The following is a 26,952-nucleotide window of genomic DNA, read 5'->3' as shown; positions in this document are numbered from 1 at the left end:
GGTTCCAGATGCAACTCGACGATACCTACCTGCAGCAGCTCTTCGAGGCGATCAGCCAGGCGCATGTCGCGCTGCGGCCGCAGGTGGCGGTTACTCCGCTGATTCACAGTGCTGCGCTTTCCGCGATGACGGGCTGCGAGGTTCATCTCAAGTGCGAGCACCTGCAGCACACCGGGTCGTTCAAGTTTCGCGGTGCCAGCAACAAGATCCGTCTGCTACCCGAGGTGCAGCGCCAATCCGGGGTGATCACGGCGTCGTCCGGCAATCACGGGCAGGCGCTCGCGCTGGCTGGCAAGACGTTGGGCGTGCCGGTCACTGTCTACACGACCGCCACGGCTTCGCGGGTCAAACTCGACGCCATCCGTGCGCAGGGCGCAGAGGTGGTGAGCCTGGATACGGATCCGCTGAGTGTCGAACTCGAAGCCGCGCGCCAGGCCGAGCTCCAGGGCAAACCGTTCGTGTCGCCCTACAACGATGCCCAGGTCATCGCGGGTCAAGGCACCATCGGTATGGAGCTGCATGAGCAGGCCGAGCAACTGGATGCGGTGTTCGTCGCCGTGGGTGGCGGCGGCATGATTTCTGGCATCGCCACTGCACTCAACTGGCTGAGCCCATCGACGCAGATCATCGGCTGCTGGCCTGCCGTTGCCCCGACGCTGCAGAAGTCGCTGGAGGCCGGGGCGCTCATTGAAATGGAGGAGGGCGAGACCCTGTCCGATGGCACCGCCGGAGGCGTCGAGCCCGGCAGCATCACCTTCGCGCTGTGCCAGCAGCTTCTGGATCGCACCGTGCTGGTTTCCGAACAGGAGATCAAGGCAGCCATGCGTGATGTGGCCGCCAGCGAGCGTTGGATCATCGAAGGGGCGGCTGGCGTTGCCGTGGCGGCGATGCAGAAACTCGCGCCGGAGTATCGTGGCAAGCGAGTCGCTGTAGTGATTTGCGGACGCAATATCACCCTCGAGAAATTCCTCGGAGCGTTGGCGTGAGGATCGTCGACAAGCAGCAAATCGTTGCCCACATCGACCTAGACCTGGCGGTGCAGTGGATCGAAGAAGGCTTCGTCGCGTTCTCCAATGGCAAGGTGCAGGTGCCTCCGGTGCAAACCTTCGCCTTCACCGGTGCGAACGGCGATTGCTGCGTCAAATCCGCCTTCGTAGAGGGCAGCGAAACCTTCACCGTCAAGGTTTCAACCGGGTTCTACGACAACCCCAGCAAAGGGCTGGAGAGCAACGACGGCTTGGTGCTGGTGCTGTCGGCCAGCAACGGTCAGCCGCTTGCACTGTTGCAGGATCAAGGCTGGCTCACCTGCATGCGCACGGCACTGGCTGGGCGCATCGCGGCACGACTTCTGGCGCCGCGTGAGGTGCATGCCATCGGCATTCTCGGCACGGGAATGCAGGCCCGCATGCAACTCGAACAACTGCTGCCGGTTACCGCGTGCCGCAAGGTGATCGTCTGGGGCCGCAGCGAGGCCGCGCTGGAGTCGTACAGCGCGTTCGCCTGTGCGCTCGGATTCGACGTTCACACCACCACGGAACCACGGCGGGTGGCGGAGGGCGCCAACCTGATCGTCTGCACCACGCCATCGCGCGCAGCGCTTCTCGACAATGAGTGGATCAGGCCGGGTACGCATATCACCGCAGTCGGTGCGGATGCGCCGGGCAAGCAGGAACTCGACCCGCTGCTGGTCGCGCGGGCCGATCGCATCATCGTGGATTCAATCGTGCAATGCCGTCAGTACGGCGAGGTGTCCCACGCCTTGAAGGCAGGGCTGATCGAGGAGGCGCAACTGGGTGAAATCGGCGCCTTGCTGGACGGGCGAATTGCCGGGCGCACGAGCGACGATGAAATCACCCTGGTCGACCTGACCGGGGTCGCCGTGCAGGATGCGCAGATCGCGCTTTGCGCGCTCCAGTCTGTCATGACGCTGCCTGCTATCAGGCGGCGCGCAGGGCCTTGAGGTATTTGTAGACCGTCGCGCGGCCCATGTTCAGCACATTGGCGACGTAGTCTGCCGCGCTGCGCCCATCGAACGCGCCTTCCTTGAAAAGCGCCTCGATCAGCTCCTTCTTGTGCTTCTGGTTCAGCGCACCGAGAGACAGCTGCCTGTCGCGTAGCCAGCTGTGCAGAAAGGTGTTGATCCGCTCCTGCCAGTCATCGCGGAAGAGGGCGTCCGGCTGGGGAATGATGCGGCTCATCTGGAAGAACGCATCGAGCGCTTCACGCGCCTGGTCGAGCACCGACAGGTTGAGGTTGATGCACATCAGCGCCTCGGGCTCGCCCTGGTCATTGCGCAGCACGCTGCTGATCGAGCGCACCTTCTGGCCGTTCCAGTTCAGCTTCTCGTAGGGCCCGAGGTTGGACGCCGAGATGATGTCTTGCGCCAGGTCTTCCAGCGCCGACTCGTCACCGAGTTTGCGCTTGGAAGTGTTGTTGGCGATGTGCGCGACCGTCTGGCTGGCCAGGTCGTGGATGACGACCTCCGCATGAGGAAAAAGCAGCGTGGCGATGCTGTCGGCAATGGCTTTGTAATTGTCGAACTTGTTCATTGATCAGCGATTCGATGGCCGTTCCATAGGCATCCGTGGCGGGCACGGATGGCGGGTGCTTGAGCGCACGGCTGCGATCATACCAGCTTGATTGCCGGTCAAGCCTTGCGTGCAGCCGGCTTCACAGGTGTTTGCTGGCGACGCCTGGCGGAGGTTGGCGAGGCAGCGCGCGACGCCCTCATATCCGGTGATGCTCCAGCAGGAAATCCACGAACACCCGTACGCGCGCCGGCATGGCCGAGCCGCCAACGAACACCGCATGAATCGGCTCCCGGTCACCGGGGTTCCAGGTTTGCAGCAGCGGCACCAGATCGCCGCGTTGCAGATCCTCTGCCACGCTGAATTCGCCGATGCGCGCGATGCCAGCGCCGACCCGGGCGAACTGCGCGAGCGCTTCGCCGCTGCTGCATTCGATATTGCCGCAGACCTTCAGAGAGAATTCCTTGCCGTCACGGATGAACGGCCAGTTGGGTTCGGCGCGGCGGAAGTTGAAGCGCAGGCAGTTGTGTTGCAGCAGGTCTTCCGGTTGCTGCGGCGTGCCGTGGCGCTGCAGGTAGTCGGGGGAGGCCACCACCACCTGGCCGGTTTCGCCGACCTTGCGGGCGGTCAACGGGCTGTCCGGCAGATGGCCGAAGCGCACGGCCACGTCAGCCTGGCCACCGAGAATGTCGACCACTTCGTCGCCCAGGCTGAGGTCGACGGTGATGTTCGGGTAACGCGCGCTGAATGCGGCTACCAGCGGCACGATGGCCAGCCGCCCGTGACCGAGCGCAGCACTGACGCGCAAGCGACCCCGAGGCACGCCCTGGTCGGCGATGGCTTCTTCGACCTCGGCCATGTCGGCGAGGATGCGCCGGGCACCGCGCAGGTACGCCTCACCCTCGGCGGTGAAGGTGATCGCGCGGGTGGTACGCAACAGCAGGCGGGTGCCGAGGCGCTGCTCGGTGCGCGCGATGATCCGGCTGACTGCCGAGGGTGTCAGCCCCAGTGCGCGTGCAGCGGCCGACAGGCTGCCTTCCTCCGCCACGGTGGCGAACACCACCATGTCGCCTGATCTGCCGCCTATGTCCATTTGTGCTCCGTAAGCAAAGGTGTTTGCCAGAAAAGCCATCTACCGCCGGTAAAGGCTGGATCGTAGCATTCGCGGCATAGATGAGGAGACTTTCCATGCGTATCAATCCACCACTCGTTGCACTCGCCATCGGTGCCTTCGGCATCGGTGTCACCGAGTTCGCCCCCATGGGCATGTTGCCGGGTATCGCCAGCGATCTCGGCGTTTCCATTCCCGCCGCCGGCCTGCTGGTCAGCGCCTATGCGCTGGGCGTGTTGCTCGGCGCACCACTGATGACCCTGACCACCGGCAAGATTCCTCGGCGCTATCTGCTGATCGGGCTGATGGCCATCTTCACCCTGGGCAACCTGATGTCGGCCCTGGCGACTGACTACACCAGCCTGCTGATCGCCCGGGTGGTGACCTCGCTCAACCACGGCGCCTTCTTCGGCGTCGGCTCCATCGTCGCTGCCAGCGTGGTCGCACCAGACAAACGTGCGGGGGCGGTGGCGGCCATGTTCATGGGCCTGACCCTGGCGACCATCGGCGGTGTGCCGCTGGCGGCCTGGTTCGGTGAGGTGTTTGGCTGGCGCACGGCGTTCTGGGGCATCACCGGCCTCGGTGTGCTGGCGATGCTCTCGCTGTGGTTCGCGCTGCCCAATGTGCCGCTGCCGAAGAGCGACGGCGTACTGGCTGAAATCCGCGTGCTGGGCCGTGGTCCGGTGCTGGCAGCGCTGGCCCTGACCGTGATCGGTTCCAGCGCGATGTTCACCGTGTTCACCTATATCGCGCCGATCCTCAGCAGCGAGACCCAGGCCTCCACCGCCTTCATCACCGCCATGTTGGTGCTGTACGGCATCGGCCTGACGCTGGGCAACGTGTGGGGCGGCAAGGCGGCGGATCGCTCCGTCGACCGCACTCTGATCGTCTCGCTGGGTACTCTGATTCTGGTCTTGCTGGCCTTCACCGTGCTGATGCGCTGGCCGCTGCCCGCCGCCGTGGCCATCCTGATCTGGGGCATCGCCAGCTTCGCCATCGTACCGCCGCTACAGATGCGCGTGATGGAGGCGGCCAAGGCCGCACCCAACCTGGCCTCGGCAGTGAATATCGGTGCCTTCAACCTGGGTAACGCCATCGGCGCGGCACTGGGCGGTGCGGTGATCAAGGCAGGGCTGGGCTACCCGGCGATCTCCCTGGCCGGTGCGGCGATGGCGGGGCTGGGACTGCTGATGGTGCTGGGGTTTGCCTGGCGTTCCAGGGCAGTGGCAGCTGCGGCGATCTAAGAGAGCGGCAATTGGAAAGGGGCGGATTAATGATCCACCCCTTTTCGGTTTACGCCTTCGCAGCAGGACTCAAGCGAAAGCTGACGCCCATACGGTTGAAAGCGTTCATGGCTGCGATAGCCGCCGTAAGGTCGACCAGGTCTTTCGGGGTGAATGCGGACGATACTGCGGCATAAGCTGCGTCGGAAACATGCGTCTCACTGACCAAGGTCACTTCTTCCGTCCAGGCCAAAGCGGAGCGTTCCTGCTCAGAAAACAGATCCGCGGCCTCATGCCAGACAGGCACCAGCACGAGTTTTTCTACTGACATACCTCCCTTGATCAGATCCCGTGAATGGATATCGATGCAGTGCGCGCATCCATTGATCTGTGACGCCCGCAAGAACACGAGATGGATGAGTTGAGGCGGCAGGTTTGTTCCGGTGGTGACGAAATGGTGCAGACCTCCCAGTGCTTTAGCTGCACCGGCTGATGCCTCAAACCAGTTAATACGATTCATGGAGCAATACCCTTTGAGGATGTGGAATCAGTAAGGCGTTGCCCCATTAAGACAACTAAGAGGATCAAGGTATTGATCCAATTAAAGGCTTTATGAGTGATCCACTTTTGCGGCATCTCCATCGCATGATGGCAACCGCCGAGGTTGTGCCCAGCCAGGCTTCGGTGTTGGGCGGTACGGTGCTCAAGGCAGGGGCGGGCTATCTGGCGATCTCCCAGGTGGGAGCGGTGATGATTTGGGGCGAGGCCGCTAGAGCGTAGGGCGTACTCGGCTTTAGCATCCTGCGTCGCTCTACCTCCTGCATCCATGCAGTCGTCGCGAAGCAGTACGCCAATGGAATTTCGAGCGATCGCGTGTTGCCAGGTTTGGCATGGATCGGTGGACTGTTCGCTAACGCCACGAGTGGTCGGCGTTCCGATCCGTCCTACGTCTGCCTGATTCGGCACAGCTGTTACCGCGCCGGGGAGGGAGCGCCCGCCGTTTGGCGGGCGTTTTCGTCAGGGCAGGGCGTAGGCCATCACGTAGTCGCCGCGGTCTGGCGACTGGCGGGCTCCGCCTGCGGTGATGACGACGTACTGCTTGCCGGTTTTCGGCGAGACGTAGGTCATCGGGCCGCCCTGGCTGCCGACGGGCAGGCGAGCTTTCCAGATTTCCGCACCGTTGCTGCTGTCGAAGGCGCGCAGGTAGAAGTCCTGGGTGCCGGCGATGAACACCAGGCCGCCCTGGGTCGACAGCGTGCCACCAAGGGTCGGCAGGCCGATGGGGATCGGCAGATGCATGCGGATGCCCAGCGGGCCGGTGTCCTCGACGGTGCCGACCGGTACTTGCCAGGCAATCTGCTGGGTCTTCATGTCGATGGCGGTCAGGGTGCCGTAGGGCGGCGCCTGGCAGGGGATGCCGGCCACCGAGAGGAAGCGGTTCTTGTTCACCGCATACGGCGTGCCCTTGAGCGGCACCGCGCCCATGCCGGTGTTCAGTGCTTCACCGCCGCCAGCGGTCTTGGCGTCTTTCTGCTGCGGCTGCATCTGAATCCATAGGCCCAGGCGCATGTCATTGACGAAGATGAAGCCGTGCACCGGGTCGGTGGACAGGCTGCCCCAGTTCATGCCACCCAGCGAACCCGGGAAGCTCAGCGACAGGTCGGTGCCAGGAGCGGTATAGAGGCCGTCGTAGCGCATCTGCTTGAAGTTGATACGGCACAGCATCTGGTCATACGGCGTGGCGCCCCACATGTCCGACTCGGTCAGGGTCTGTGCGCCGATCTGCGGCATGCCTACGGATTTTGGCTGGGTCAGCGAGTACTGCTCGTTGGGGATGCCGGCAGACTTGACCGGGACTTCCTCGACCTTGGTCAGCGGCTTGCCGGTGGCGCGGTCGAGCACGTAGATCTGCCCGGCCTTGGTGCCGATCACCAGCGCGGGAACGCTCTGGCCGTCGCTCTTGGTGAAGTCGATCAGGCTTGGCTGCATCGGCAGGTCGAAGTCCCAGAGGTCGTTGTGCACGGTCTGGTAGACCCACTTCTCGGCGCCAGTGCTGGCGTCGACGGCCAGCACCGAGGCGCCGTACTTGTGGTTCAGCTCGGTGCGCTCGGCCCCGTAGAGGTCGGTGGAGGAGCTGCCCATGGGCAGGAACACCGTGTTCATCGCCGCATCGTAGGACATCGGCGCCCAGCTATTGGGGGTGCTGCGCACATAGGTGCTGCCGTCGGCCGGCGCCTGTTTGTCTTCGGGGTTGCCCGGGTCGAAGGCCCAGCGCATGGCGCCGGTGATGACGTCGAAACCACGGATCACGCCGCCGGGCATGTCGGTCTGCACGTTGTCCGCTACGCGGCCGCCGACCACCACGGTGGTGCCGGCCATCAGCGGCGCCGAGGAGAGCTGGTAGTAGGAGTCCGGCACGTCACCGAGGCCGGCCTTGAGGTCGACCTGGCCGTTGTCGCCGAAGCCCTGGCAGAACTCGCCGGTGTCGGCATCGACCGCGATCAGGCGGGCATCGATGGTGTTGGTCAGCAGGCGACGCTGGCAGTTGGCGCCGGCCGGCACGTTGACGGCGATCACCGGCGAGCTGTCCGGCTGGCTCGGCTGGGCGACCGGCTGAGTGGCGTCGAAGTAGGCCAGGCCACGGCAGCGCTGCCAGACCTTGGACTGCGCGTTGATCTCGTTCTTCCAGAGTTCCTTGCCGGTATCGGCATCCAGCGCGATCAGGTTGTTGTGCGGGGTGCAGATAAACACCTTGTCGCCGATCTGCAGCGGCGTGAGCTGGTCTTCGGCACCGTTGCCGTCGCTCTGGGCGACATCGCCAGTGCGGTAAGTCCAGGCGACCTGCAACTGGTCGACGTTGCCACGGTTGATCTGATCCAGTGCGGCGAAGCGGCTGCCACCCTCGGTATTGCCGTAGTGCGCCCAGTCCTTTTGCGCGTGGGCTGGGTCAACCGGAGTCAGGCCTGGGCCGTTGCCGGTGTCCGCCACGCTGGGGTGGGGAACGAACATGTTGCCCACTGCCCAGGCCAGGGCAATCGCCATTACCCCGGCCACGCCATAGGCGCCGCGCCCGGCGTTACCACCGGCAGCGCGCACCAGCGTCGGGTAGACCAGTGCCACTACCAGGCCGATCACGCTGAACATGAACAGGCGCGAGAACATCGGCCAGAAGCTGCGATCCGTGTCGAGGACGGCCCACACGGCGGTGCCGATGAGGAAGGCGGCGAACAGCCAGGCGCCGACCGGTTTGCGCAGGGCAATCAGCAGACCAGAGAGGGTCATGGCCAGGCCGCCGATAAGGAAATACGCGCTGCCGCCTAGGCCGATCAGACGAACGCCACCAGCGGCCAGGGCGAGGCCGAGCAGGGCAATGACGGCGCCCAGACCGATCAGGATGAACCTGCTGAGGCCGGAGGCCTGCGGTTGTTTCTTCATGGCAAGTATCTCGCTGTTTGAGTCGCCCCATTATAATCTTAGCTTGCTAATCAATTAGCCGGTTCACGGGAAAGTTATGTTCGATTATTGGACGCTCGCATGGCCTGCCAGCCAGCAGCATGGCTGTGTTCGAGCGCAATTCCCGCCTGGTTCTACCAGCGTAGCTTGCTGCTGCGAAGAGGCGAGGGCATGCCCTCGCCTCTGTCGTCACAAGCGCAATTCCGTCCGTAAGGCCTGATGCCCGCCGCCCAACGGTGAGCACAAGCGTTGGTGGATGCGGCTGAGAAAGCCCAGCTCGAAGGCATGGCGCTGAGCACCCGGCGGATACAGCTGGCGCTCCAGCAACAGATTGGCCCATAGCCAGCCGCTGTTGGCGTCGTCCAGCCAGGCCTGAGCGGTTTGCACGCCGTGGCCGAAGCTCGCCTGGCAATCTGCGTTCCAGCCGAAGTTGGCAGACGGTTGCCCGTCATGGGCGGGCAGGTGGGTGAGGTGCCTTTGCAGTTCAATCATGGGCTGCCCTCCCGGATGCCTGAGCGATGGCTCGGCGGTAGAGCACGATCAACTCGCTCAGCAGCGCACTGGTGCTATTGGCCAACTCAGGTTCCGGCATTCGCCGCAATAGTTTGGCCAACAATGCCGCCCGATACTCGGCTGCTGCCTGCAACGGACACTCGTCCGCGACAAAGCTGTGCAAGGGATTGCGTGGCGTAGGGAAGGGGATAACGACGGATTCAGACTTGGTCATGCAACACCTCCACAGCGGAAGTCGGCACAACAGCCAGCAGCCCAGGGCGGAGCCCTTGGGTAAAAGGGGGATAGTGCATTTTCCTTATGCTCCTCGAACGTTTAAGGAGCCGCGTTCCACCCGTTACCACACGGAATGGAGGCGGACCGTGCAAGGGTGGTAAACCGGCGTCCGAGGGAACCGGCCAGGCCGAAGCCTGCCTCACACGGCCCGCCATAAATGCACGAGAAAACAGCAGGCACAAAAAAAGCGCCTGCTCTCGACTATGGCGCTACCGCGCCCGGACAAAACGGGTTACCACACCCGGTCACGGGATTGACCGTGACGGGGCGGACTGTAGCGCGGGGTGGAAGACAGGGCAAGGTGTGGAGTGGCAACTATCGGCCAGGAGCGGCCAGTCGGCATGGTAGTTCTTGGATAGGATTTCTCCCCGGAGTGAATTTCCCTATGGGGCTAATCACCGCATTCTCATACACATGCGCCCTGAAAAAGCCATACTGTAATGACTAGCTATGGCGATATCACTAGGCTACTATCCTGATTAGGCCACGGTTATCCACTAATAAATCGTTAATGTATTTATATTGTGTTCTATAGGTGGAATATCAATTTAAATGAGAGCCTATTTCTATAGAATGGTAATCTTTCGTTCATTGCTATACTGAAAAATACAGGGACTTTTAGTGACAGCAAACGTAGAGAACTATTTCGATGCATTGCTTGAGCCGATTGACGGACTGGAAAATGTCCTCAAGGAAGTTTCTGCTTCGCCACTGCTCAAACAGCCGCGAATGCTATTTGTTCGATTTCGAGAACACGAGGCGCAGACTAATGAGTTTGTGGAGCTCTTATCTGACCATCTCGTTGACTATGCGATACCTTTGACGAAGCGCCAGCAAGCAAATGCTCAAGGTGCTAAATCTAATACGGGCGGCAGCATGGCTGCTTCATCTAGATTGAGGCGCGAAGCAATCCGTTTGTTGGTCAAATACAGTAAGGAAAACTCTAGCCGTTATGGGGAGATTGGGGAGCTGATCTCCTATGTGATTGCTGTTCACTTCCTCCGTGCCGGTCAAGTAGGCGCTAAGATGGCGCTAAAAACATCCTCAGAAATGCCCATCCATGGCGCTGATGGACTACATGCTAGAGCAAACGATGATGGTACCGTAACATTCTTTTTATTAGAGTCAAAAATAACTCCAAGCGCAGCGGATGCGTCTCGTGAGATGGTCGATTCAGTATCGGAATTCCAAGCTGATCGGGGTAGGCGACTGAACGAGCTCCGCCTTGTAAGCGATCTATCAAACCTTGAGGCTCTACAAGGGGAGCAGCGCGAAGCCGCTAAATCTTTCTTCAATGTCTATTCAGGGAGCGGAAACCATCTCAAGCGCAGAGATATACATGTTGGCAGCCTCGTCTTTAGCGAAGAGGCTTACAGTGAGAAGCTAAAGCGAGATGCTGAACAGCCCATCACAATTCACGAAGATCACTTCGAGTCTCAATATGTGGCCAAGCACCCTAGATTCCAAAAAAATCTAACCAATCAAGCAGCGGCTAAGAGTTTGGATCTTGGTGGATGCATAGTCTTCTTGGTTGCCGTGCCTGATGTCTATGAGTTGAAACGAATATTCGCCGAGCTGAACAATGAACACATTTGCGACTGAAGTAGCACGAGATATTCGTCGGGAAGAAGCATTCTGGACTGACTTGGCTGAGCTTAGAGCAGTAGGCATTCGTTCAACACTTTCTGCAGCCGCTAAAGTTGCGGAAGTAAAGGGCCCCGAGCTAGAGGGCGCGACTGTAGCCAGACTTCTTAGCTCCGCTAGCATTTTTGCTCAGGCCAGCGATGAGCAAAGTCGTGACCTAGCCCAGCAAATTGCAGTCTTTTCCTCACTTGCTTCTGATGATGAAGCAGTGCATCAGGCTGTAGTACATGTGATGTCAGATTTGGGGAATTTTCCTGGCCTGAACAAGCTTGAACAGGCGAACGCCATTGCCCAAAGTTTCCAAGCGTATGTGCGACGACATCTGCTTGAAGAAATCAACACTGTTGAGATGGCGGGTAAGAGAGTCTCCCTAACCGAGTTCCAGTTGGATGTTTGGGATAGCTTAAAATCCAGCATTGCAGCAGCGATATCAGCGCCTACCTCCGCAGGAAAATCATACGTAGTCCTTGAGCACTTGTGCGAGCGAGCAATTGCGGAAGCCAGCTTTACCGCTTTGTACATAGCACCAACCAGAGCGCTACTGACGGAGATACAAGTAAAACTAGAAAAGCGTTTGTCTCCAATTTCCTCGGAGCTTCGAATTACGACCATTCCGGTTCTTGATCCCTCAAGGCGCCCAAAACAAATTTATGTCCTCACTCAAGAAAGAGTTCAGTTGTTACTTTCAGTCGTGGATCTCTCTGGGATTATTAATCTAGTAGTTGTGGATGAAGCCCAGGCTATGGGGGATGACAGTCGCGGCATGATATTGCAGGATGTGCTAGAGAAGATAAAAATATCCAACCACAATGCTCGCTTCCTATTTTTAGCTCCAGGCGCAAGCGGGTTTCAGCTTATAGGAGATAGCGTTGGTTTACCTGAAATGGAAATTAAGGAAACGTCACTATCTCCTGTGGTTCAGAACCGAATTAATGTTCGTTTCTCGATGCAAAATGAAAATCTCGTTGAGCTGGAGCTAGTCACACCCAAAAAACTTGAAGCTATTGGTTCCTATGTTTTTAAGCGCGGCTTTGCATTAAAGGAAGATGCTAAGCTTGCAGCAGTAGCCCAAGAATTTGGAGTGTCAGGCCGGTCGTTGGTCTATGCCACAGGAGCAGCTAACGCTGAGGCAGTAGCGGGCCTTATTGCTTTCAATCGCGAGTCTAAAACTACAGAAGCGCTGCGAGAGTTATCAAAATTCATCAAGCAACATATCCATAAAGATTACTCCCTGGCAGATTATGTACTGAAGGGCGTTGCTTTCCACTACGGCAGCATGCCCAGCTTACTGCGCGAAGGTATTGAGGACACGTTTCGAAAAGAAGATCTGGATTACCTTTGCTGTACGACAACTTTATTCCAAGGCGTTAATCTGCCTGCTCGAAATGTTTTCATCGATACACCTACAAGAGGAAATAAAGGTGAGTCTCTTGATGAAGCGGCACTTTGGAACTTCGCAGGACGTGCAGGTAGACTCGGAGAAGAGGTTGTTGGTAATGTCTTCTTGGTTAATTATGAGAATTGGGAATCCCAGCCGCTTACAGAGCGAAAACCATTTGCAGTAAAGGTTGCTTTCAAACAAGCTATAGAAGATGATTTTGAATCGGTAGTTAAAGTTCTTGAATTTGCAGCAACTAAGGCGCAAGACGGATTAAATCGACTAAGCACTGACGAACGAATAACTGCTGCGGCAGGACTAGTGCTATTTCGTTCCGCCCAAGGAAGTCTTGGTACACTTCTAGGACGCCCCAATCTCCAGCTCACTGATGCACAGAAAATAACACTTAAAAATTCTGCTGAGAGGGCATTGTCAGAGCTCGGCTTGCCAGAGCAGGTGCTTGCAAGCAGCTGGATGATCGACCCTACAGCATTGACAAGCCTGCTGCAGCGATTACGTCAAGGAGTGAAAAAAGGAGAATTTGAGAAGCTGATTCCAGTTAATCCCTCCTCTGACTCATACAAGGTTTACAATGGCATAATCCGCCGTTTATACAAGCATTTAGGAGGTGTGACTCTATCAGGAGATGAAGGCCAAAGAGCTCGCGGATTTGTTAATCATGTAACCGTTACAGCTTTAAGCTGGATGAGAGGCGAGCCACTTACACAGTTGGTCAGAGAGTCGGTTAAGTATCACCTAAAGAAAGCATCCGACGCCTCTAAAAGAAATCGCAAACAAGCTATAATTGATGCTGCGATTAGAAACATGTTTAGTTTGGTCGAACAGACAATTCGCTTTAAGTTAGTCCAATGGGCAAAGGCATACGTAGACCTACTTCGTTTTGTGTTGTTGGAGTCAGGGCGGAGTGATCTTATTGGTCAAGTCTACGATTTCTCCCTAGCATTAGAGCTAGGCATATCTACCGAAACTGGACGCTCGCTGGTTGAGCTTGGTCTTTCACGGATTACTGCCTCTGTAATTGCTTCATTGATAACCGATTCGTCGTTGACGCCAGAGCAAGTTAAGGAGTGGGTTCGTAACCAACCTAATGTGCAGCTGCTTCAGTTATCCAGCCTTGTAGTCGCGGAGCTGCGGGCGAAGCAGCTTCTTGCTCCAGAGGCTGAGTTAGAAGTAGGGACTGACGATTAAATGCAGTGCGAGCAATGCATTTAAATAAGTAGGCGGATTTTTTTATAAGCTAAACTGTCCGCCATCTGGACGATGGCCGCCCGCTACCGACGATAGGTTGCATGCTCGGAAGGGCATAATCGCTACTACATTAATGTGTTTCCTGTATTTTGCATCGGCAAGCCACGGATGAACACTGCATGATTCCACCATTGATTCCTTCCGAAATTATCCGCTTTCAAAGCCTCAACGTGGGGAAACTATCCGCCTGGGTTGGTGTAGACCCCTATTCTTGGGCTGAGTCGTTAGAAGCTGGTTTGGGCAATCGATTTGGTTTGTCTTCTACTCCATTTACTCGATCCTCTCTACGGGCGGTCTGGGCGAACTCAACCATCCCGACAGAGGCTTGTTTCTTAAGCACCATGGCCTGGGGAGGAATGCAAAGAGGTAACGGCCGACGTGCTTGGGCCGCGAGAGAAAATTGGCTGCCCGTTTGCCAGGACTTACGGGCTGGGCGTCACTCACGCTCTACCGGATATGCAGCGTTTTCAGCGCTGCGAGCTGACGGACGATTGCCAGGTATGGGGCCGGCGTACTTCACGAAACTTTTATTCTTCGCTGACCCGAAGGCTGATGCATACATCTTGGATCAGTGGACAGCTCGAAGCATCCACTTGCTTACTGGGCAAGGCCAGTACCCGGGTGTACGGAAAGATCAGGCTACCGCCAAGAAAGCTGCTCTTCTTGGAGCTCCTACTAAGATGCGGCTAATTGTTGATGACAGTGTTTCGTTCTCTGATTACCTAGATTATTGCTTGCGAGTCGAGGAACTAGGTCTAGCTCTCAACATGCATCCCCATGCGGTAGAGGAGAGGCTATTCAGCGCCGGTGGAAGACATCCTCATCCTTGGCGGGCGTATGTAATGTCTGCTTGGAACCATTCAACTCCGAGCCTTTACCCCTAACGCAAGGAGGTAAATCAATCTTGGTTCGTGAAACGATACTGATCGACAACTGCGCAAGTAGGGTCGCCATTTCGGCCTCTGCAAATCTCTGAGCTTGTAGGCTAAGCGGTAGAAGTAGGGTCACTACTGAATTGTTCGTGCCCCATGTGCCCTCCTAAAACCGACGCAATATCTCACGTTCTTTGCGTTTTTCGACCATACCACTCCAGCCCCGGCATTGGAGTTTCAGATGTGCTGCTTCTGGCCGAAACTCGCCGCTCCCTTACGCCTTAATCTCACTCTCTTTCGCTGCGGTATAGCCTGCCCGCTATAAGCCGTAATCTGCGACAATCCCGCCTTTGCCCTGATTGCCCCGATCCAGATGACTGACCTCGCCACGCTGCAGAAGAACCTCGACCACGTCATGATTGCCGAGCGCCATCGCTTGCGCCGGCAATTGCATGAGCTGCAGAAGCAGCCCGATGAGGCCAAGCTGGCGCAGTGGCTGGAGCGTTTTCAGGCGTCCAGCGACAAGGTGGCGGCGCGGCGCAGCAGCATTCCGGCGATGCGCTATGACGATGCGCTGCCGATTGCGGCCAAGCGCGACGAGATCAAGGCCGCGCTGGAGAAGAGCCAGGTGGTGGTGATCGCCGGTGAGACCGGTTCGGGCAAGACCACGCAGTTGCCGAAGATCTGCCTGGAGATTGGCCGGGGTGTGCATGGGCTGATCGGTCATACCCAGCCACGCCGGCTGGCGGCGCGTAGTGTGGCGACAAGGGTGGCCGAGGAAATCGGCACACCGCTGGGCGAGCTGGTGGGTTATCAGGTGCGGTTCGAGGATCAGAGCAAGGACGGCACGCTGATCAAGCTGATGACCGACGGCATCCTGCTCGCCGAAACCCAGCACGACCGTTTTCTGGAAAAGTACGACACCATCATCGTCGACGAGGCGCACGAACGTAGCCTCAACATCGACTTCCTGCTCGGCTACCTGAAGACCCTGCTGCCACGTCGCCCGGATCTGAAGCTGATCATCACGTCGGCGACCATCGATCTGGAGCGTTTTTCCAAGCACTTCAACGACGCGCCGATCATCGAGGTGTCCGGTCGTACCTACCCGGTGGAAACCTGGTACCGCCCGCTGGCGGCCGAGGTGGACGAGGAGGGCGAGCGTCTGCTCGATGACCTGTCCATCGACCAGGGCATTCTCGCTGCGCTGGAGGAGATCGCCGAGCACGAGCGCAGTGTGGGCAAGCGCCCTGGCGATGTGCTGGTGTTCCTGCCCGGCGAGCGCGAGATTCGTGAGGCGGCCGAGGTGCTTCGCAAGGCCAACCTGCGTTTTACCGAGGTGCTGCCGCTGTATGCACGGCTGACGCCGGCCGAGCAGCAGAAGATTTTCGCGCCCATGGCCGGGCGCAAGATCGTGCTGGCCACCAACGTCGCCGAGACCTCGCTGACGGTGCCGGGCATCCGCTACGTGATCGACAGCGGCACCGCGCGCATCAGTCGCTACAGCTACCGCGCCAAGGTGCAGCGCCTGCCCATCGAGCCGGTGTCGCAGGCCAGCGCCAACCAGCGCAAGGGCCGTTGCGGGCGGGTCGAGCCGGGTATCTGCATTCGTTTGTACAGCGAGGAGGATTTCCTCGGGCGCCCTGAATTTACCGACCCGGAGATTCTGCGTACCAACCTGGCGGCGGTGATCCTGCAGATGCTGCACCTGCGCCTGGGTAGCATCGAGGACTTTCCCTTTATCGAGCCGCCAGACGGCAAGGCCATCAGCGATGGCTTCAACCTGTTGCAGGAGCTGTCAGCGGTCAACCGCGAAAGCCAGCTCACGCCCATCGGCCGGCAACTGGCGCGCCTGCCCATCGACCCGCGCCTGGGGCGCATGGTGCTGGAAGGCGCCAAGCAGGGCAGCCTGGAGGAAATCCTGATCGTCGCCGCCGCGCTGTCGGTGCAAGACCCGCGTGAGCGACCGATGGATCGCCAGCAGGCCGCCGACCAGGCGCATGCGCAGTGGAAGGATGTGGACTCGGACTTCGCCGCGCTGATCAACCTGTGGCGTGGCTTCGAGGAAAAACGCCAGGAGCTGGGCAGCAACCCGCTGCGCACCTGGTGCAAGAAGAACTTCCTCAACTACATGCGCCTGCGCGAGTGGCGCGACGCGCACCGGCAACTGGTGCTGATCGCCCGTGATCTGCAACTGATGGGCAAAGGCAGCCAGAACCGCTCGGAAGCGCAGGGCGAGCAAGCGGCGAACTCGCCGCAACCGACCAAGGACACCCGCGTCAACGCCATCGCCCGCCAGCAGGCCGAAGCCAGCGAGGCGGCGGTGCGGGCGAAGAACTACGCCGCCGTGCACAAGGCTATTCTCGCCGGCCTGCTCAGCCAGATCGGCCAGAAGACCGAGGAGGGCGACTACCTCGGCGCGCGCCAGCGGCGCTTCTGGATTCACCCGTCGAGCGTGATTGGGCGCAAGAAGCCCAGCTGGATCATGGCTGCCGAGCTGGTGGAAACCACCAAGCTGTTCGCCCGTATGGTGGCGAAGATCGAGCCGGACTGGATCGAGCCGCTGGCTGGCCACCTGGTGAAGAAGAACCATCTGGAACCGCACTGGGAGAAGAAGCGCGGCCAGGTGGTGGCGTACGAGCAGGTCACCCTGTACGGCATGATCATCGTTGGTCGTCGCCCGGTGCATTACGGCCCCATCGACCCGCCGGTGGCGCGCGAGATGTTCATTCGCGAGGGCCTGGTGCGTGGCGAGATCAACAGCCGCGTGCGCTGTCTGACCGCCAACCGCCAGTTGCTCGAACGCCTCGACGAACTGGAGGCCAAGTCGCGCCGCCGCGACATTCTCGCCGACGAGGAAACCCTGTTCGGCTACTACGACGCGCGCATCCCGCAGGACATCTACCAGGCCGCCAGTTTCGAGAGCTGGTACAAGAAGGGCAGCGCCGCCGACAGCCAACTGCTGATCATGCGTGAGGAAGACGCCCTGGCCCGCGATGCCAAGGAAGTCACCGCCGCGCAGTACCCGGACACCTTGCGCATCGGCGAGCTGCAACTGCCGCTGAGCTATCACTTCGAGCCCAACCATCCGCGTGACGGCGTGACCCTGCGCGTGCCGGCGCCGCTGTTGCCGCAACTGCCGCCCGAACGCCTGGAATGGCTGGTGCCGGGGTTGCTGGAGGCCAAGTGCATCGCTCTGGTGCGCGGTCTGCCCAAGGCGCTGCGCAAGAACTTCGTGCCGGTGCCGGACTTCGTTGGTGCGGCGCTGGACAAGCTGGTATTCGGTCAGGGCTCGTTGCCGCAGGCGCTGGGGCATGAGCTGCTACGCATGACCGGTGCGCGGGTGCCCGACGAGGCCTGGCAGGAGTCTGCCGCCGGGCTGGAAAACCACCTGAAGATGAACATCGAGGTGGTCGATGCCCAGGGCAAGTTTCTCGGCGAAGGCCGCGACCTGGCCGAGCTGACCGCGCGTTTCGCCGAGGCCAGCCAGGCTGCGCTGGCCATTCCGCAGCAGGACAAGACGCCGAAAACGGTGGAGGCCAAGGCCTTCGCCCAGGTGGCGGAAAAGACTCAGCAGAAGATCGCCGGCCTCTCCATGACGGTCTATCCGGCGTTGGTGGAAGAAGCTGGCGTGGTCAAGGAAGGGCGCTTCCCGACCCAGGCCGAGGCCGACTTCCAGCACCGCCGTGCGCTGCAACGCCTGCTGCTGCAACAGCTTGCCGAGCAGGCCAAGTTCCTGCGTGGCAAGCTGCCGGGGCTGACCGAGTTGGGCCTGCTGTATCGCGATATCGGCCGCGTCGAGGCGCTGGTCGAGGACATTCTGCTGGCCAGCCTGGATGCCTGCATCCTCGAAGGCGAAGCGACGCTGCCGCGTGATGGCGCTGCCCTGGCGCAACTGGCCGAGCGCAAGCGTGGCGACTGGACCGCGCATGCCGAGCGTATTGCCCGCCAGGCACTGGAAATCCTCAAGCTCAACCATGGCCTGCAGAAACGCTTCAAGGGCAAGATCGATCTGGCCCAGGCGATGGCGCTCAACGATATCAAGCAGCAGCTCGCGGGCCTGGTGTATGCCGGCTTCGTGCGCGAGACGCCGGGTGAGTGGCTCAAGGAAATTCCGCGTTATCTGAAGGCCATCGAGCAGCGCCTGGACAAGGTCGGCGCGCAGGTGCAGCGTGACCGCGTATGGACGGGCGAACTGGCTGGCTACTGGGAGCAGTACAAGGCCCGCGCTGCCAAGCATGCCCAGGAAGGCAAGCGTGATCCGGAGCTGACGCTGTACCGCTGGATGCTGGAGGAATACCGCGTGTCGCTGTTCGCCCAGCAACTGGGCACTAAGATGGCGGTGTCGGACAAGCGCCTGAGCAAGCAGTGGACGCTGGTTGAAAGTTGATGATCGGCGCTCGCCCCGGCGGTGGGGCGAGCTATCCACTGATGAATGCGGAAATAGAGAAATATGAGCGTGAATGATGAAAACGTCGGGCTGGGGCGCCGTGGCTGCCTGGGCCTGTTTCTGGCTGGCTTGGCGTTCGTGGTGCTGATATTCGCCGGCCTCATCTACATCATGACCCGCCCCCAGGATGGCGAGATCGAGGCGGCCGAGCGTGCGGCCATCGAAGCCTGCTGGAAGAGCGCACAGGCCACCGAACGCAGCTTCACCGAGGAAAGTTGCCAGGAAATGGAGAAGCAGTTCCTGCGCAAGTTCGGCCATCAGCCATGAGCCTGCTGGAGCGCCTGAGCTTCAAGCACCTGGTGGTGGGCTTCTGTGTATTGGCGCTGGGCGCCGTGGTGCTGATCTGGTGGCTCAGCGGCGCAGCCTATCTACGACCCTATGCCGAGCAGATGGTGATCTTCGGTCGGGGCGAGTTGAAGCTGCCGCCTGAATTGGCCGGCCCTGGCCCGATCCGGGTGGTGCACTTCTGGGATCCGGACTGCCCCTGCAACGCGGAGACCGACGCGCACCTGCGCTATCTGATTGGCCTGCACCGCAATGCCGATGTGGCGTTCTACAGCGTGCAGAAGCCGGGCAGCACAGGCGAGATCGCGCCGTTCCTGCGTGGGCGGATGAAGCCCTTGCCGGGTATCGAGGGCATGCAGTCGTTGCCGGCCAGCCCGGCCCTGGCGATCTGGGATCGCGACGGCAACCTGGCCTATGCCGGGCCTTACAGCGAAGGTTTGGTGTGCAATTCCAGCAACAGCTTCGTCGAGCCAGTGCTCGATGCGCTGACCCAGGGGCGCCAGGTTTCCCTGGCCAGTGGGTTGGCGGTGGGGTGTTATTGCGCCTGGAAGTAGCGAGGTAGGCTGGTTGTAGGGTTGGGAGCAGGGCAGGGTTGCCTGTGTCTTTAGCAGTGATGCTTGTCGCGGCTAAAGCCCCTCCCACAGCTCCCACAAAAGCCCCTCCCTCGGACGCCCCAGTCGGCTGCAATCCGGTAGCCCATCGAATCGTTCGGGATCGAATGTGGGCTAGATAAAGCTATCGCGGCTGAAGCCGCTCCTACAGGTGTACTCAAGACCCGGCTTGTGGCGGCTGAAGCCCCTCCCACAGCTCCTACAAAAGCCCTTCCCACGGATGTCCCTGCCGGCGGCAATTGCACGAACCGGGTGCTATCTGGGCGCCTATCGAATCGTTCAGGATCGAATGCGGGTTAGGTAGAGCTATCGCGGCTGAAGCCGCTCCTACAGGGTGGGGAAATGTCTGTAGGCGCGGCGAGAAGGCTTCAGCTTCGCTGCTCGTCGCGGCTAAAGCGGAATGCCGCCCAGCCGCTTCTCCAGGTGCCCACCAGTCCCGTGGGAGCGGCTTCAGCCGCGATGCTTTTGGGCCGCAACCAATGACCCCGGATTGCATCCGGGGTACGCAGTCAGTCGTTCCCATCCTCTATCTGACCGCCGCGTGCACCTCAGCCTTTCGCAGGGCTCAAGCGCCTCTCGCTCGCACTCGAAATATCGAATGGCCATCAATGTCAAGGCCTATCGCGCAACCGGCTGGCGGCATCTTTCCTTGCAATGATTCCTGTCAATTTGCTGACAAACAGCTCTAAAACGGGCCTGTGATCATTTGTCGCACCCCTGCGCTTCTTTGCTGGCTTCTTGCTGCAAAGTGTTTCAAATCTTTGCGTAAATGTTTCTAAACATGTCGAGAAGATGCTGTAAGTTCGCTCATAAGTAGGCCGCTAATGAATTGTATGAGGCCCTTTTAGCCTTCAACATCGGCGATTCCCACGGATTTACCGCTTCGCTTGCACGGATGCTCAAGCTCTGAGTTCCCGCTGCCGGCCTTTGCTCGATGGGCCGCACGGCAACTGAAGCCGCATGTGGGACATCACTCAGTTGAAGGTCGTGACATGAAAGAAGAGAAATACCATCGTTGTGTGCGCTGGTTGCTGATGGCGATTGCCTGCTCAGCGCTCGGTGGATGTGACTGGGCGCTGTTCAACTCGAAAGGGCAGATCGGCGTCGAGCAGGGCAATCTGATCCTGATCTCCATCGGACTCATGCTGATCGTGGTCATCCCCGTGATCGTCATGACCTTCTGGTTTGGCTGGCGTTATCGCGAGTCGAACGAGAAGGCCACCTACATGCCCGACTGGGCACACTCGCACAAGATCGAACTGGTCGTCTGGGGCGTTCCCCTGATCATCGTCGCCGTTCTGGCGGTCATCATCTGGCAAACCTCGCATTCGCTCGACCCCTATCGCCCGATCGAATCGGACAAGCCGGCGCTGAACATTGAGGTGGTCTCGCTCGACTGGAAATGGCTGTTCATCTACCCGGATCAGGGCGTGGCCGTGGTCAATGAACTGGTGATTCCAGAGAAGACGCCGGTGACCTTCCACATCACCTCCGACACGGTGATGAACGCGCTGTCGATCCCGCAGCTCGGCGGGATGATCTACGCCATGGGCGGCCAGCGCACCCAGCTCAATCTGATTGCCAACGAACAGGGCGAGTTCTTCGGCCAGTCCGGCAACTTCAGCGGCGAAGGCTTCTCGGCCATGCGCTTCACCACTCACTCGGTCAGCGAGGAAGCGTTCGCGCAGTGGCTCGACAAGGTCAAGCAATCGCCCGAGGTCATGGACTTCGCCACCTTTAAGCAGGTGGGCGAGCCTGGCGAGATGGTCAACCACCGCTATCCGATCTACCCGATCCGCTACTTCGGCCAGGCCGAACCGAACCTGTTCAACAAGGTGATCGGGCAGTACGTGACCCTGAAAGATTCCCACAGCACAGCCATGCACGAAGCAGCGGAGGTGCAGGAGTGAATATGTTTGGAAAACTGACTCTGGACGCGATTCCGTACCACGAGCCAATCATCATGATCACCCTGGCCATCGTGGCGCTGGGTGGTCTGGGGATGTTCGCGGCGGTGACCTACTTCAAGAAGTGGGGCTACCTGTGGCGCGAGTGGCTCACCTCGGTGGATCACAAGAAAATCGGCGTGATGTACATCCTCGTCGCACTGGTCATGCTGGTGCGTGGCTTCGCTGACGCGATCATGATGCGTACCCACCTGGCGATGGCCCACGGTGACGGGCAGGGCTACCTGCCGCCGGAACACTACGACCAGATCTTCACCGCGCACGGCATCATCATGCTGATCTTCGTGGCCATGCCCTTGGTCACCGGCCTGATGAACATCGTCGTGCCGCTGCAGATCGGCGCGCGTGACGTGGCCTTCCCCTACCTGAACTCGCTGAGCTTCTGGCTGTTCGTCGGCGGCGCGCTGCTGATCAACCTGTCGCTGGGCCTGGGCGAGTTCGCCAAGACCGGCTGGGTGGCTTATCCGCCGTTGTCAGGGATTCAGTACAGTCCCGGCGTGGGCATGGACTACTACATCTGGAGCATGCAGCTATCGGGCTTGGGCACGACCCTGACCGGGGTCAACTTCATCGCCACCATCCTCAAGATGCGTGCACCGGGCATGAGCCTGATGAAGATGCCGATCTTCACCTGGACCATCCTGATCACCTGCATCCTGATCTGCGGCGCCTTCCCTCCGCTGACCGCCACCCTGGCGATGCTGTCGCTGGATCGCTACCTGGATTTCCACTTCTTCACCAATGAACTGGGCGGCAACCCGATGATGTACGCCAACCTGTTCTGGGTCTGGGGTCACCCGGAGGTGTACATCCTGATCCTGCCGGCGTTCGGCGTGTTCTCCGAAGTGGTCGCGACCTTCTCGCGCAAGACCCTGTTCGGCTATGCCTCGATGGTCTGGGCGACCGCGGCCATCGGCATCCTGTCGTTCGTGGTGTGGCTGCACCACTTCTTCACCATGGGCTCGGGCGCCAGCGTCAACGCCTTCTTCGGCATCATGACGTCGATCATCGCCATCCCTACCGGGGTGAAGATCTTCACCTGGCTGTTCACCATCTTCCGTGGCCGTCTGCAACTGAACGCCATGACCTGGATGACCCTGGGCTTTCTGGTGACCTTCTCCATCGGCGGTATGACCGGTGTGCTGATGGCGGTGCCAGCGGCGGACTTCGTGCTGCACAACAGCCTGTTTTTGATCGCCCACTTCCACAACGTGATCATCGGCGGTGCGGTGTTCGGCTACCTGGCGGGCATCATCTACTGGTTCCCGAAAGCCTTCGGCTTCAAGTTGCTCGACCGCTTCGGCCGTTACTCCTTCTGGTGCTGGCTGCTCGGCTTCTACTTCGCCTTCATGCCGCTGTACGTGCTGGGCTTCATGGGTATGACCCGTCGCCTCAACCACTTCGACAACCCGGCCTGGGTGCCGTGGGTGCAGGTGGCCGTGGTCGGCGCTGTGCTGATCGGTATCGGCATCGTGTTCACCGTGGTGCAGTTCGTCACCAGCTACATCAAGCGCAAGGAAAACCTCGATGTCACCGGCGACCCGTGGGATGGCCGCACCCTGGAGTGGGCAACGTCCTCGCCGCCACCGTTCTACAACTTCGCGGTCATCCCGACGGCGGACAAGATCGACGCCTTCTATGAGGCGAAGAAGAACGGTGTCGAGCTGATGCCCGCGCCGGAGCACTACGAGCCGATCCATATGCCGAAGAACACCGGCAACGGCCTGGTGGTGTCAGCGTTCGTCATCGCCTTCGGCTTCGCCATGATCTGGCACATCTGGTGGCTCGCCATCGTGGGTCTGGTCGGCGCCGTGGTCAGCTTCATCGTGCGTTCCTACGACGAGGACATCGACTATTACGTGCAGCCCGAAGAGATCGCGCGGATCGAGCAGGCGCACCACCAAACCAAAGCCAACGCAGTGGTACAGGCCTAACCATGACCGCTTACGAACCCCATTTTCCACATGACGCTCATGGCCACGGCTATGAGCACCACCACGACACCAGTGGGATCAAGCTGTTCGGCTTCTGGGTTTACCTGATGACCGACCTGCTGATCTTCGCCACGGTGTTCGCCACCTTCGCGGTGCTGAGCAACTCCTTCGCCGGTGGCCCCACCGCGAAGGAAATGCTCGGCGGCGGCCTGCACCTGGTGCTGGTGGAAACCTTCGCGCTGCTGTTTTCCAGTATCACCTACGGCATGGCCATGCTCGCTACCTACCGTGGCGACAAGGGCGCGGTGCTGCGCTGGCTGGGCATCACCTTCCTGTTCGGCGCGGCCTTCATCAGCATCGAGCTGTACGAGTTCCGCCACCTGATCCATGAAGGTGCCGGGCCGCAGGTCAGCGCCTATTGGTCGGCGTTCTTCACCCTGGTCGGCACGCACGGCCTGCACGTCAGTGCCGGTCTGCTGTGGATGCTGGTGCTGATGTTCCAGGTCGGCAGCCGTGGCCTGACCGACACCAACAAGACCCGCGTCGGGCTGCTCAGCCTGTTCTGGCACTTCCTCGACGTGGTGTGGATCTGCGTGTTTACCGTCGTCTACCTGATGGGGGTGCTGTAATGGCTCACCAAGACAATCACGCCGCTCATGCGGTGGGCTTCAAGGATTACCTGACCGGTTTCATCCTGTCGGTGATCCTGACGGTGATTCCGTTCGCCCTGGTCATGCATCCTGAACTGCTGGGCCTGAGCCGTGGCGCGACCCTGATCACCGTGGTGCTCTTCGGCCTGGCGCAGGTGCTCGTCCACCTCGTGTACTTCCTGCATATGAAGACCGATGCGGAAGGCCGCTGGAACGTGATTTCGATGATCTTCACCGTGTTGATCATCGCGTTCGTGGTGGGCCTGTCGGTCTGGATCATGTGGAGCATGCACTATCACATGATGACCAACTGATGCTGGCTCTCCTGAAGCAGTACCTCAACCTCGCCAAGCCAGGTATCGTCTTCGGCAATCTGATTTCCGTGACGGGTGGTTTCTTCCTGGCTTCGCGTGGCGATGCCGATCTGGCGCTGTTCCTCGCGACAGCGCTGGGGGTTTCGCTGGTGATCGCCTCAGGCTGTGTGTTCAACAACTACATCGACAGGGACATCGACCAGAAGATGGAGCGCACGCGTAATCGCGTCCTGGCGCAGGGTCTGGTTTCACCTGCGCACGCCATCGTCTATGCCTGCGTGCTCGGGGTTGCCGGGGTGGCTTTGCTGTACGCCGCCACCAATACCCTGGCGGTGATGCTGGTGCTGATGGGCTTCGTGGTCTACGTCGGCCTCTACAGCCTGTGGCTCAAGCGTGGCTCGGTGTACGGCACTCTGGTCGGCAGCCTGTCCGGGGCGGCTCCGCCCGTGGTCGGCTACTGCGCGGTGAGCAACGAGTTCGATGCCGGCGCGGCCATCCTGTTGTTGATCTTCAGCCTGTGGCAGATGCCGCATTCCTACGCCATCGCCATCTTCCGTTTCAATGACTACCAGGCCGCGAACATTCCGGTGCTGCCCGTCATCAAGGGGATTTCGGCGGCCAAGCGGCAGATCGTGCTGTACATCGCGGCCTTCGTGGTCGCGACCCTGATGCTGACGCTCAGCGGCTATGCCGGCTACAGCTACTTCGTGGTCGCCGCGCTGAGCGGCGCCTACTGGCTGTGGATGGGCGTATCGGGCTACAAGGCCGCCGATGATCGAGTGTGGGCGCGCAAGCTGTTCACCTTCTCCATCGTCACCATCACCATGCTCAGCGTGATGATGTCGGTGGATTTCATCTCCTCGCCCGAGCAGGTATTGGTGACTTCCATCAATCACCTGTGCAGTCAGTTCGCCGGTAGCGCGCAGGGCATCTGCGCGGTGGTCGCCGGTATCTGACCTCGGCTCTGCGGGAGGGGCTTTAGCCGCGCTTGTCGCCGCTGAAGCGCCTCCCACGGAGTTCCTGGCGTAGGGTGGATTCGCTCTTCACATCCCTCGCCGGTGGACATGTAGCTGGGTTTCGCTCCGCTCTACCCAGGCTACGTCAACTTTGTAGGAGCGCGGTGGTCGCCGGTATCTGACCTCGGCTCTGTGGGAGGGGCTTTAGCCGCGACTGTCGCCGCTGAAGCGCCTCCCACTGTGTTTGCGCCGTAGGGTGGATGACGCTTTTTTCATCCGCCAGCCGGTGGATCGATGAAGCGTGATCCACCCTGCGGCAGCACCTTCAACTTTGGCCAGGTGGCCTGCCAGTTCTTGCCAAGCAACCGTTCCCGGTAGATCGGCAGTTTCTCGTCCTTGAACCTTCCGGCTGGGCGCACGATCAGGCCGAATAGATCTTCCAGGCCGAGCGGTGCGGCAATTTCAACCTCACCCTGCGCATCCATCCGCACGGCCACCGCCGTGGCGGTCTCCGGCCAATACCGCATCGCTTCGGTCGCCGAGGTGTAAGGCGCATCGCCATTGCGCAGGTGCATGCGTGCCTGGTTCTTCACCGACCACTGCAGCGATTCGTCCTGGTGTCGCAGGATCGCCTCCAGCTCATAGTCGCGAGCAGGGGAGGTCTGGCTGCGGTCGAACCAGATCACGTCGATGTCTTCCGGCAGCGGGGATGATGTGCGTCGGTGGAGGTGATCCCAGACCGCGCTGCGCACGAAACCGGCAGCCACCCAGCAGTCGGGCAGGCCGAGGTCACGTACCTGTTTGAGGATCCGCAGGCGTTGCGGGTCGGCCTTGATCAGGGTCTGGATGCGGGCGATGGGCGTCATGCGCGCAGCCTATCAGCCGCCGCGTTTCGCTGCCTGCTGCGCGGTTGGCTGACACAGCGCCTCGACCATCCGTACCAGTGCTTCGATCACCTCGTCACGGCCAAGCAGCGACCTTTCCTCGCCGAGATAGCGGGCTGTGGTGTATTGCACCGCGTTGATCAGCACGAACAGCAGCGCCGGCAGATTCTCGATCCGGTACTCGTCGACATGACGCATCAGGTACTGGCGACACAGCTCGGTCATTTGCCTTTCCAGCGTCTGGAATACCGGCGCTGCATTCAGGCGCTGCCAGTGCCGCAGCAGTTCGCGTTGCGTCGGGTCGCCGGCGACCTGCTCGAAGATGCCGAGCAGCACTGCGCGCGTCACCGTGGCGATGTCCCCACCCAGCAGCGGGTGCAGGCGTTCGTGAACCACGCCCATCAGCCGCTCGGCCTTTTGCATCAACAGGGCGTCGACGAGCATTTCCTTGTTGGCGAAGTACTGATAAAGCGAGCCGATGCTGACGCCGGCGCGTTGCGCGACGTGGTTGGTGGTGAGCCGGTCCAGGCCGCGGTCGGCGATTTCCAGGGCCGTGGCCTCGAGCAACAGGGCGATCATCAGGTTGGCGCGATGCTGCTTTGGCTGCTTTCTCATGCGCGTCCCGTCCGCGAGT

At 60.1% G+C, this 26,952-nt stretch carries 22 protein-coding genes; 14 read left to right on the top strand and 8 right to left on the bottom strand.

Annotated elements, in window-relative coordinates:
- The first annotated feature begins 8 nt into the window (after positions 1 to 8).
- Positions 9 to 986 carry a threonine/serine dehydratase gene (locus tag C7A17_RS02395; RefSeq protein ID WP_106736506.1) on the top strand — a complete coding sequence of 326 codons (978 nt, stop codon included), beginning with the start codon at positions 9 to 11 and terminating at the stop codon, positions 984 to 986.
- On the top strand, positions 983 to 1,960 hold the full coding sequence (locus tag C7A17_RS02390; RefSeq protein WP_106736505.1) for an ornithine cyclodeaminase family protein: 978 nt from the start codon (positions 983 to 985) through the stop codon (positions 1,958 to 1,960). The genes C7A17_RS02395 and C7A17_RS02390 overlap by 4 nt, the downstream gene beginning before the upstream one ends.
- Here C7A17_RS02390 and C7A17_RS02385 read toward each other — a convergent pair.
- Both C7A17_RS02385 and C7A17_RS02380 read right to left on the bottom strand, forming a co-directional pair.
- Positions 1,938 to 2,549, bottom strand: a complete 612-nt coding sequence (locus C7A17_RS02385; protein ID WP_106736504.1) for a helix-turn-helix transcriptional regulator — start codon at positions 2,547 to 2,549, stop codon at positions 1,938 to 1,940. The genes C7A17_RS02390 and C7A17_RS02385 overlap by 23 nt on opposite strands.
- Positions 2,550 to 2,727: 178 nt before the next feature.
- Positions 2,728 to 3,621, bottom strand: coding sequence for a LysR family transcriptional regulator (locus C7A17_RS02380; protein WP_106736503.1), 894 nt, complete (start codon positions 3,619 to 3,621; stop codon positions 2,728 to 2,730).
- A gap of 95 nt (positions 3,622 to 3,716) precedes the next feature.
- On the opposite strand from C7A17_RS02380, the gene C7A17_RS02375 reads away from it, so the two are divergent.
- Positions 3,717 to 4,883: an MFS transporter gene (locus C7A17_RS02375; RefSeq protein WP_106736502.1), complete on the top strand. Its 1,167-nt coding sequence runs from the start codon at positions 3,717 to 3,719 to the stop codon at positions 4,881 to 4,883.
- A 49-nt stretch (positions 4,884 to 4,932) separates the two neighbouring features.
- On the opposite strand, the gene C7A17_RS02370 is transcribed toward C7A17_RS02375, so the two are convergent.
- The 4 genes from C7A17_RS02370 to C7A17_RS02355 all read right to left on the bottom strand — a co-directional run bounded on the left by C7A17_RS02370 (position 4,933) and on the right by C7A17_RS02355 (position 9,042).
- Positions 4,933 to 5,382 carry a carboxymuconolactone decarboxylase family protein gene (locus C7A17_RS02370; protein ID WP_106736501.1) on the bottom strand — a complete coding sequence of 150 codons (450 nt, stop codon included), beginning with the start codon at positions 5,380 to 5,382 and terminating at the stop codon, positions 4,933 to 4,935.
- Positions 5,383 to 5,879: 497 nt separating this feature from the next.
- Positions 5,880 to 8,297, bottom strand: coding sequence for a glucose/quinate/shikimate family membrane-bound PQQ-dependent dehydrogenase (locus C7A17_RS02365; protein WP_106736500.1), 2,418 nt, complete (start codon positions 8,295 to 8,297; stop codon positions 5,880 to 5,882).
- Between the two features lie 207 nt (positions 8,298 to 8,504).
- On the bottom strand, positions 8,505 to 8,807 hold the full coding sequence (locus C7A17_RS02360; protein WP_106736499.1) for a LasR-specific antiactivator QslA: 303 nt from the start codon (positions 8,805 to 8,807) through the stop codon (positions 8,505 to 8,507).
- On the bottom strand, positions 8,800 to 9,042 hold the full coding sequence (locus C7A17_RS02355) for a hypothetical protein (RefSeq protein ID WP_106736498.1): 243 nt from the start codon (positions 9,040 to 9,042) through the stop codon (positions 8,800 to 8,802). The genes C7A17_RS02360 and C7A17_RS02355 overlap by 8 nt, the downstream gene beginning before the upstream one ends.
- 683 nt (positions 9,043 to 9,725) lie before the next feature.
- Between C7A17_RS02355 and C7A17_RS02350 the strand changes: the two genes are divergently transcribed.
- From C7A17_RS02350 to cyoE, 11 genes are all read left to right on the top strand, one after another.
- Positions 9,726 to 10,706 (top strand): HamA C-terminal domain-containing protein, encoded by a 981-nt coding sequence (locus C7A17_RS02350; protein WP_158704635.1) that lies wholly within the window; start codon positions 9,726 to 9,728, stop codon positions 10,704 to 10,706.
- On the top strand, positions 10,687 to 13,335 hold the full coding sequence (locus tag C7A17_RS02345; RefSeq protein ID WP_106736496.1) for a DEAD/DEAH box helicase: 2,649 nt from the start codon (positions 10,687 to 10,689) through the stop codon (positions 13,333 to 13,335). Before C7A17_RS02350 ends, C7A17_RS02345 begins: the two co-directional genes overlap by 20 nt.
- Positions 13,336 to 13,514: 179 nt before the next feature.
- Positions 13,515 to 14,279, top strand: a complete 765-nt coding sequence (locus tag C7A17_RS27295) for an 8-oxoguanine DNA glycosylase OGG fold protein (RefSeq protein ID WP_394337060.1) — start codon at positions 13,515 to 13,517, stop codon at positions 14,277 to 14,279.
- A 361-nt stretch (positions 14,280 to 14,640) separates the two neighbouring features.
- Entirely contained in the window at positions 14,641 to 18,657 is a 4,017-nt protein-coding gene (gene hrpA, locus C7A17_RS02340; protein WP_106736495.1) for an ATP-dependent RNA helicase HrpA, read from the top strand.
- 63 nt (positions 18,658 to 18,720) lie between these two features.
- Positions 18,721 to 18,984: a hypothetical protein gene (locus tag C7A17_RS02335; RefSeq protein ID WP_013714708.1), complete on the top strand. Its 264-nt coding sequence runs from the start codon at positions 18,721 to 18,723 to the stop codon at positions 18,982 to 18,984.
- Positions 18,981 to 19,556, top strand: a complete 576-nt coding sequence (locus C7A17_RS02330; protein WP_106736494.1) for a DUF6436 domain-containing protein — start codon at positions 18,981 to 18,983, stop codon at positions 19,554 to 19,556. The genes C7A17_RS02335 and C7A17_RS02330 overlap by 4 nt, the downstream gene beginning before the upstream one ends.
- Positions 19,557 to 20,605: 1,049 nt before the next feature.
- Complete coding sequence (gene cyoA / locus C7A17_RS02325) at positions 20,606 to 21,523, top strand: ubiquinol oxidase subunit II (RefSeq protein WP_106736493.1); 918 nt, start codon at positions 20,606 to 20,608, stop codon at positions 21,521 to 21,523.
- Between the two features lie 2 nt (positions 21,524 to 21,525).
- Positions 21,526 to 23,514, top strand: a complete 1,989-nt coding sequence (cyoB, locus tag C7A17_RS02320; protein ID WP_106736492.1) for a cytochrome o ubiquinol oxidase subunit I — start codon at positions 21,526 to 21,528, stop codon at positions 23,512 to 23,514.
- Between the two features lie 2 nt (positions 23,515 to 23,516).
- Positions 23,517 to 24,143 carry a cytochrome o ubiquinol oxidase subunit III gene (gene cyoC / locus C7A17_RS02315; RefSeq protein ID WP_106736491.1) on the top strand — a complete coding sequence of 209 codons (627 nt, stop codon included), beginning with the start codon at positions 23,517 to 23,519 and terminating at the stop codon, positions 24,141 to 24,143.
- A complete protein-coding gene (cyoD, locus tag C7A17_RS02310; RefSeq protein WP_106736490.1) occupies positions 24,143 to 24,478 on the top strand; it encodes a cytochrome o ubiquinol oxidase subunit IV in 336 nt (111 codons plus the stop codon). Before cyoC ends, cyoD begins: the two co-directional genes overlap by 1 nt.
- Positions 24,478 to 25,434, top strand: coding sequence for a heme o synthase (cyoE, locus tag C7A17_RS02305; protein WP_106736489.1), 957 nt, complete (start codon positions 24,478 to 24,480; stop codon positions 25,432 to 25,434). The genes cyoD and cyoE overlap by 1 nt, the downstream gene beginning before the upstream one ends.
- Positions 25,435 to 25,706: 272 nt before the next feature.
- Here the strand turns inward: cyoE and C7A17_RS02300 are convergent, their stop codons facing one another.
- Both C7A17_RS02300 and C7A17_RS02295 read right to left on the bottom strand, forming a co-directional pair.
- A complete protein-coding gene (locus tag C7A17_RS02300) occupies positions 25,707 to 26,300 on the bottom strand; it encodes a nucleotidyltransferase family protein (RefSeq protein WP_106736488.1) in 594 nt (197 codons plus the stop codon).
- 12 nt (positions 26,301 to 26,312) lie between these two features.
- The gene (locus tag C7A17_RS02295) at positions 26,313 to 26,933 is read right to left on the bottom strand and encodes a TetR/AcrR family transcriptional regulator (RefSeq protein ID WP_106736487.1); all 621 of its coding nucleotides are present in this window, start codon (positions 26,931 to 26,933) and stop codon (positions 26,313 to 26,315) included.
- Positions 26,934 to 26,952: the final 19 nt, after the last annotated feature.

This window comes from Pseudomonas mendocina (genome assembly GCF_003008615.1).
Taxonomy (GTDB): Bacteria; Pseudomonadota; Gammaproteobacteria; order Pseudomonadales; family Pseudomonadaceae; genus Aquipseudomonas; species Aquipseudomonas mendocina_C.
Note: the sequence above shows the minus strand (reverse complement) of the source record. Positions and strands in the feature narration are given on the sequence as shown.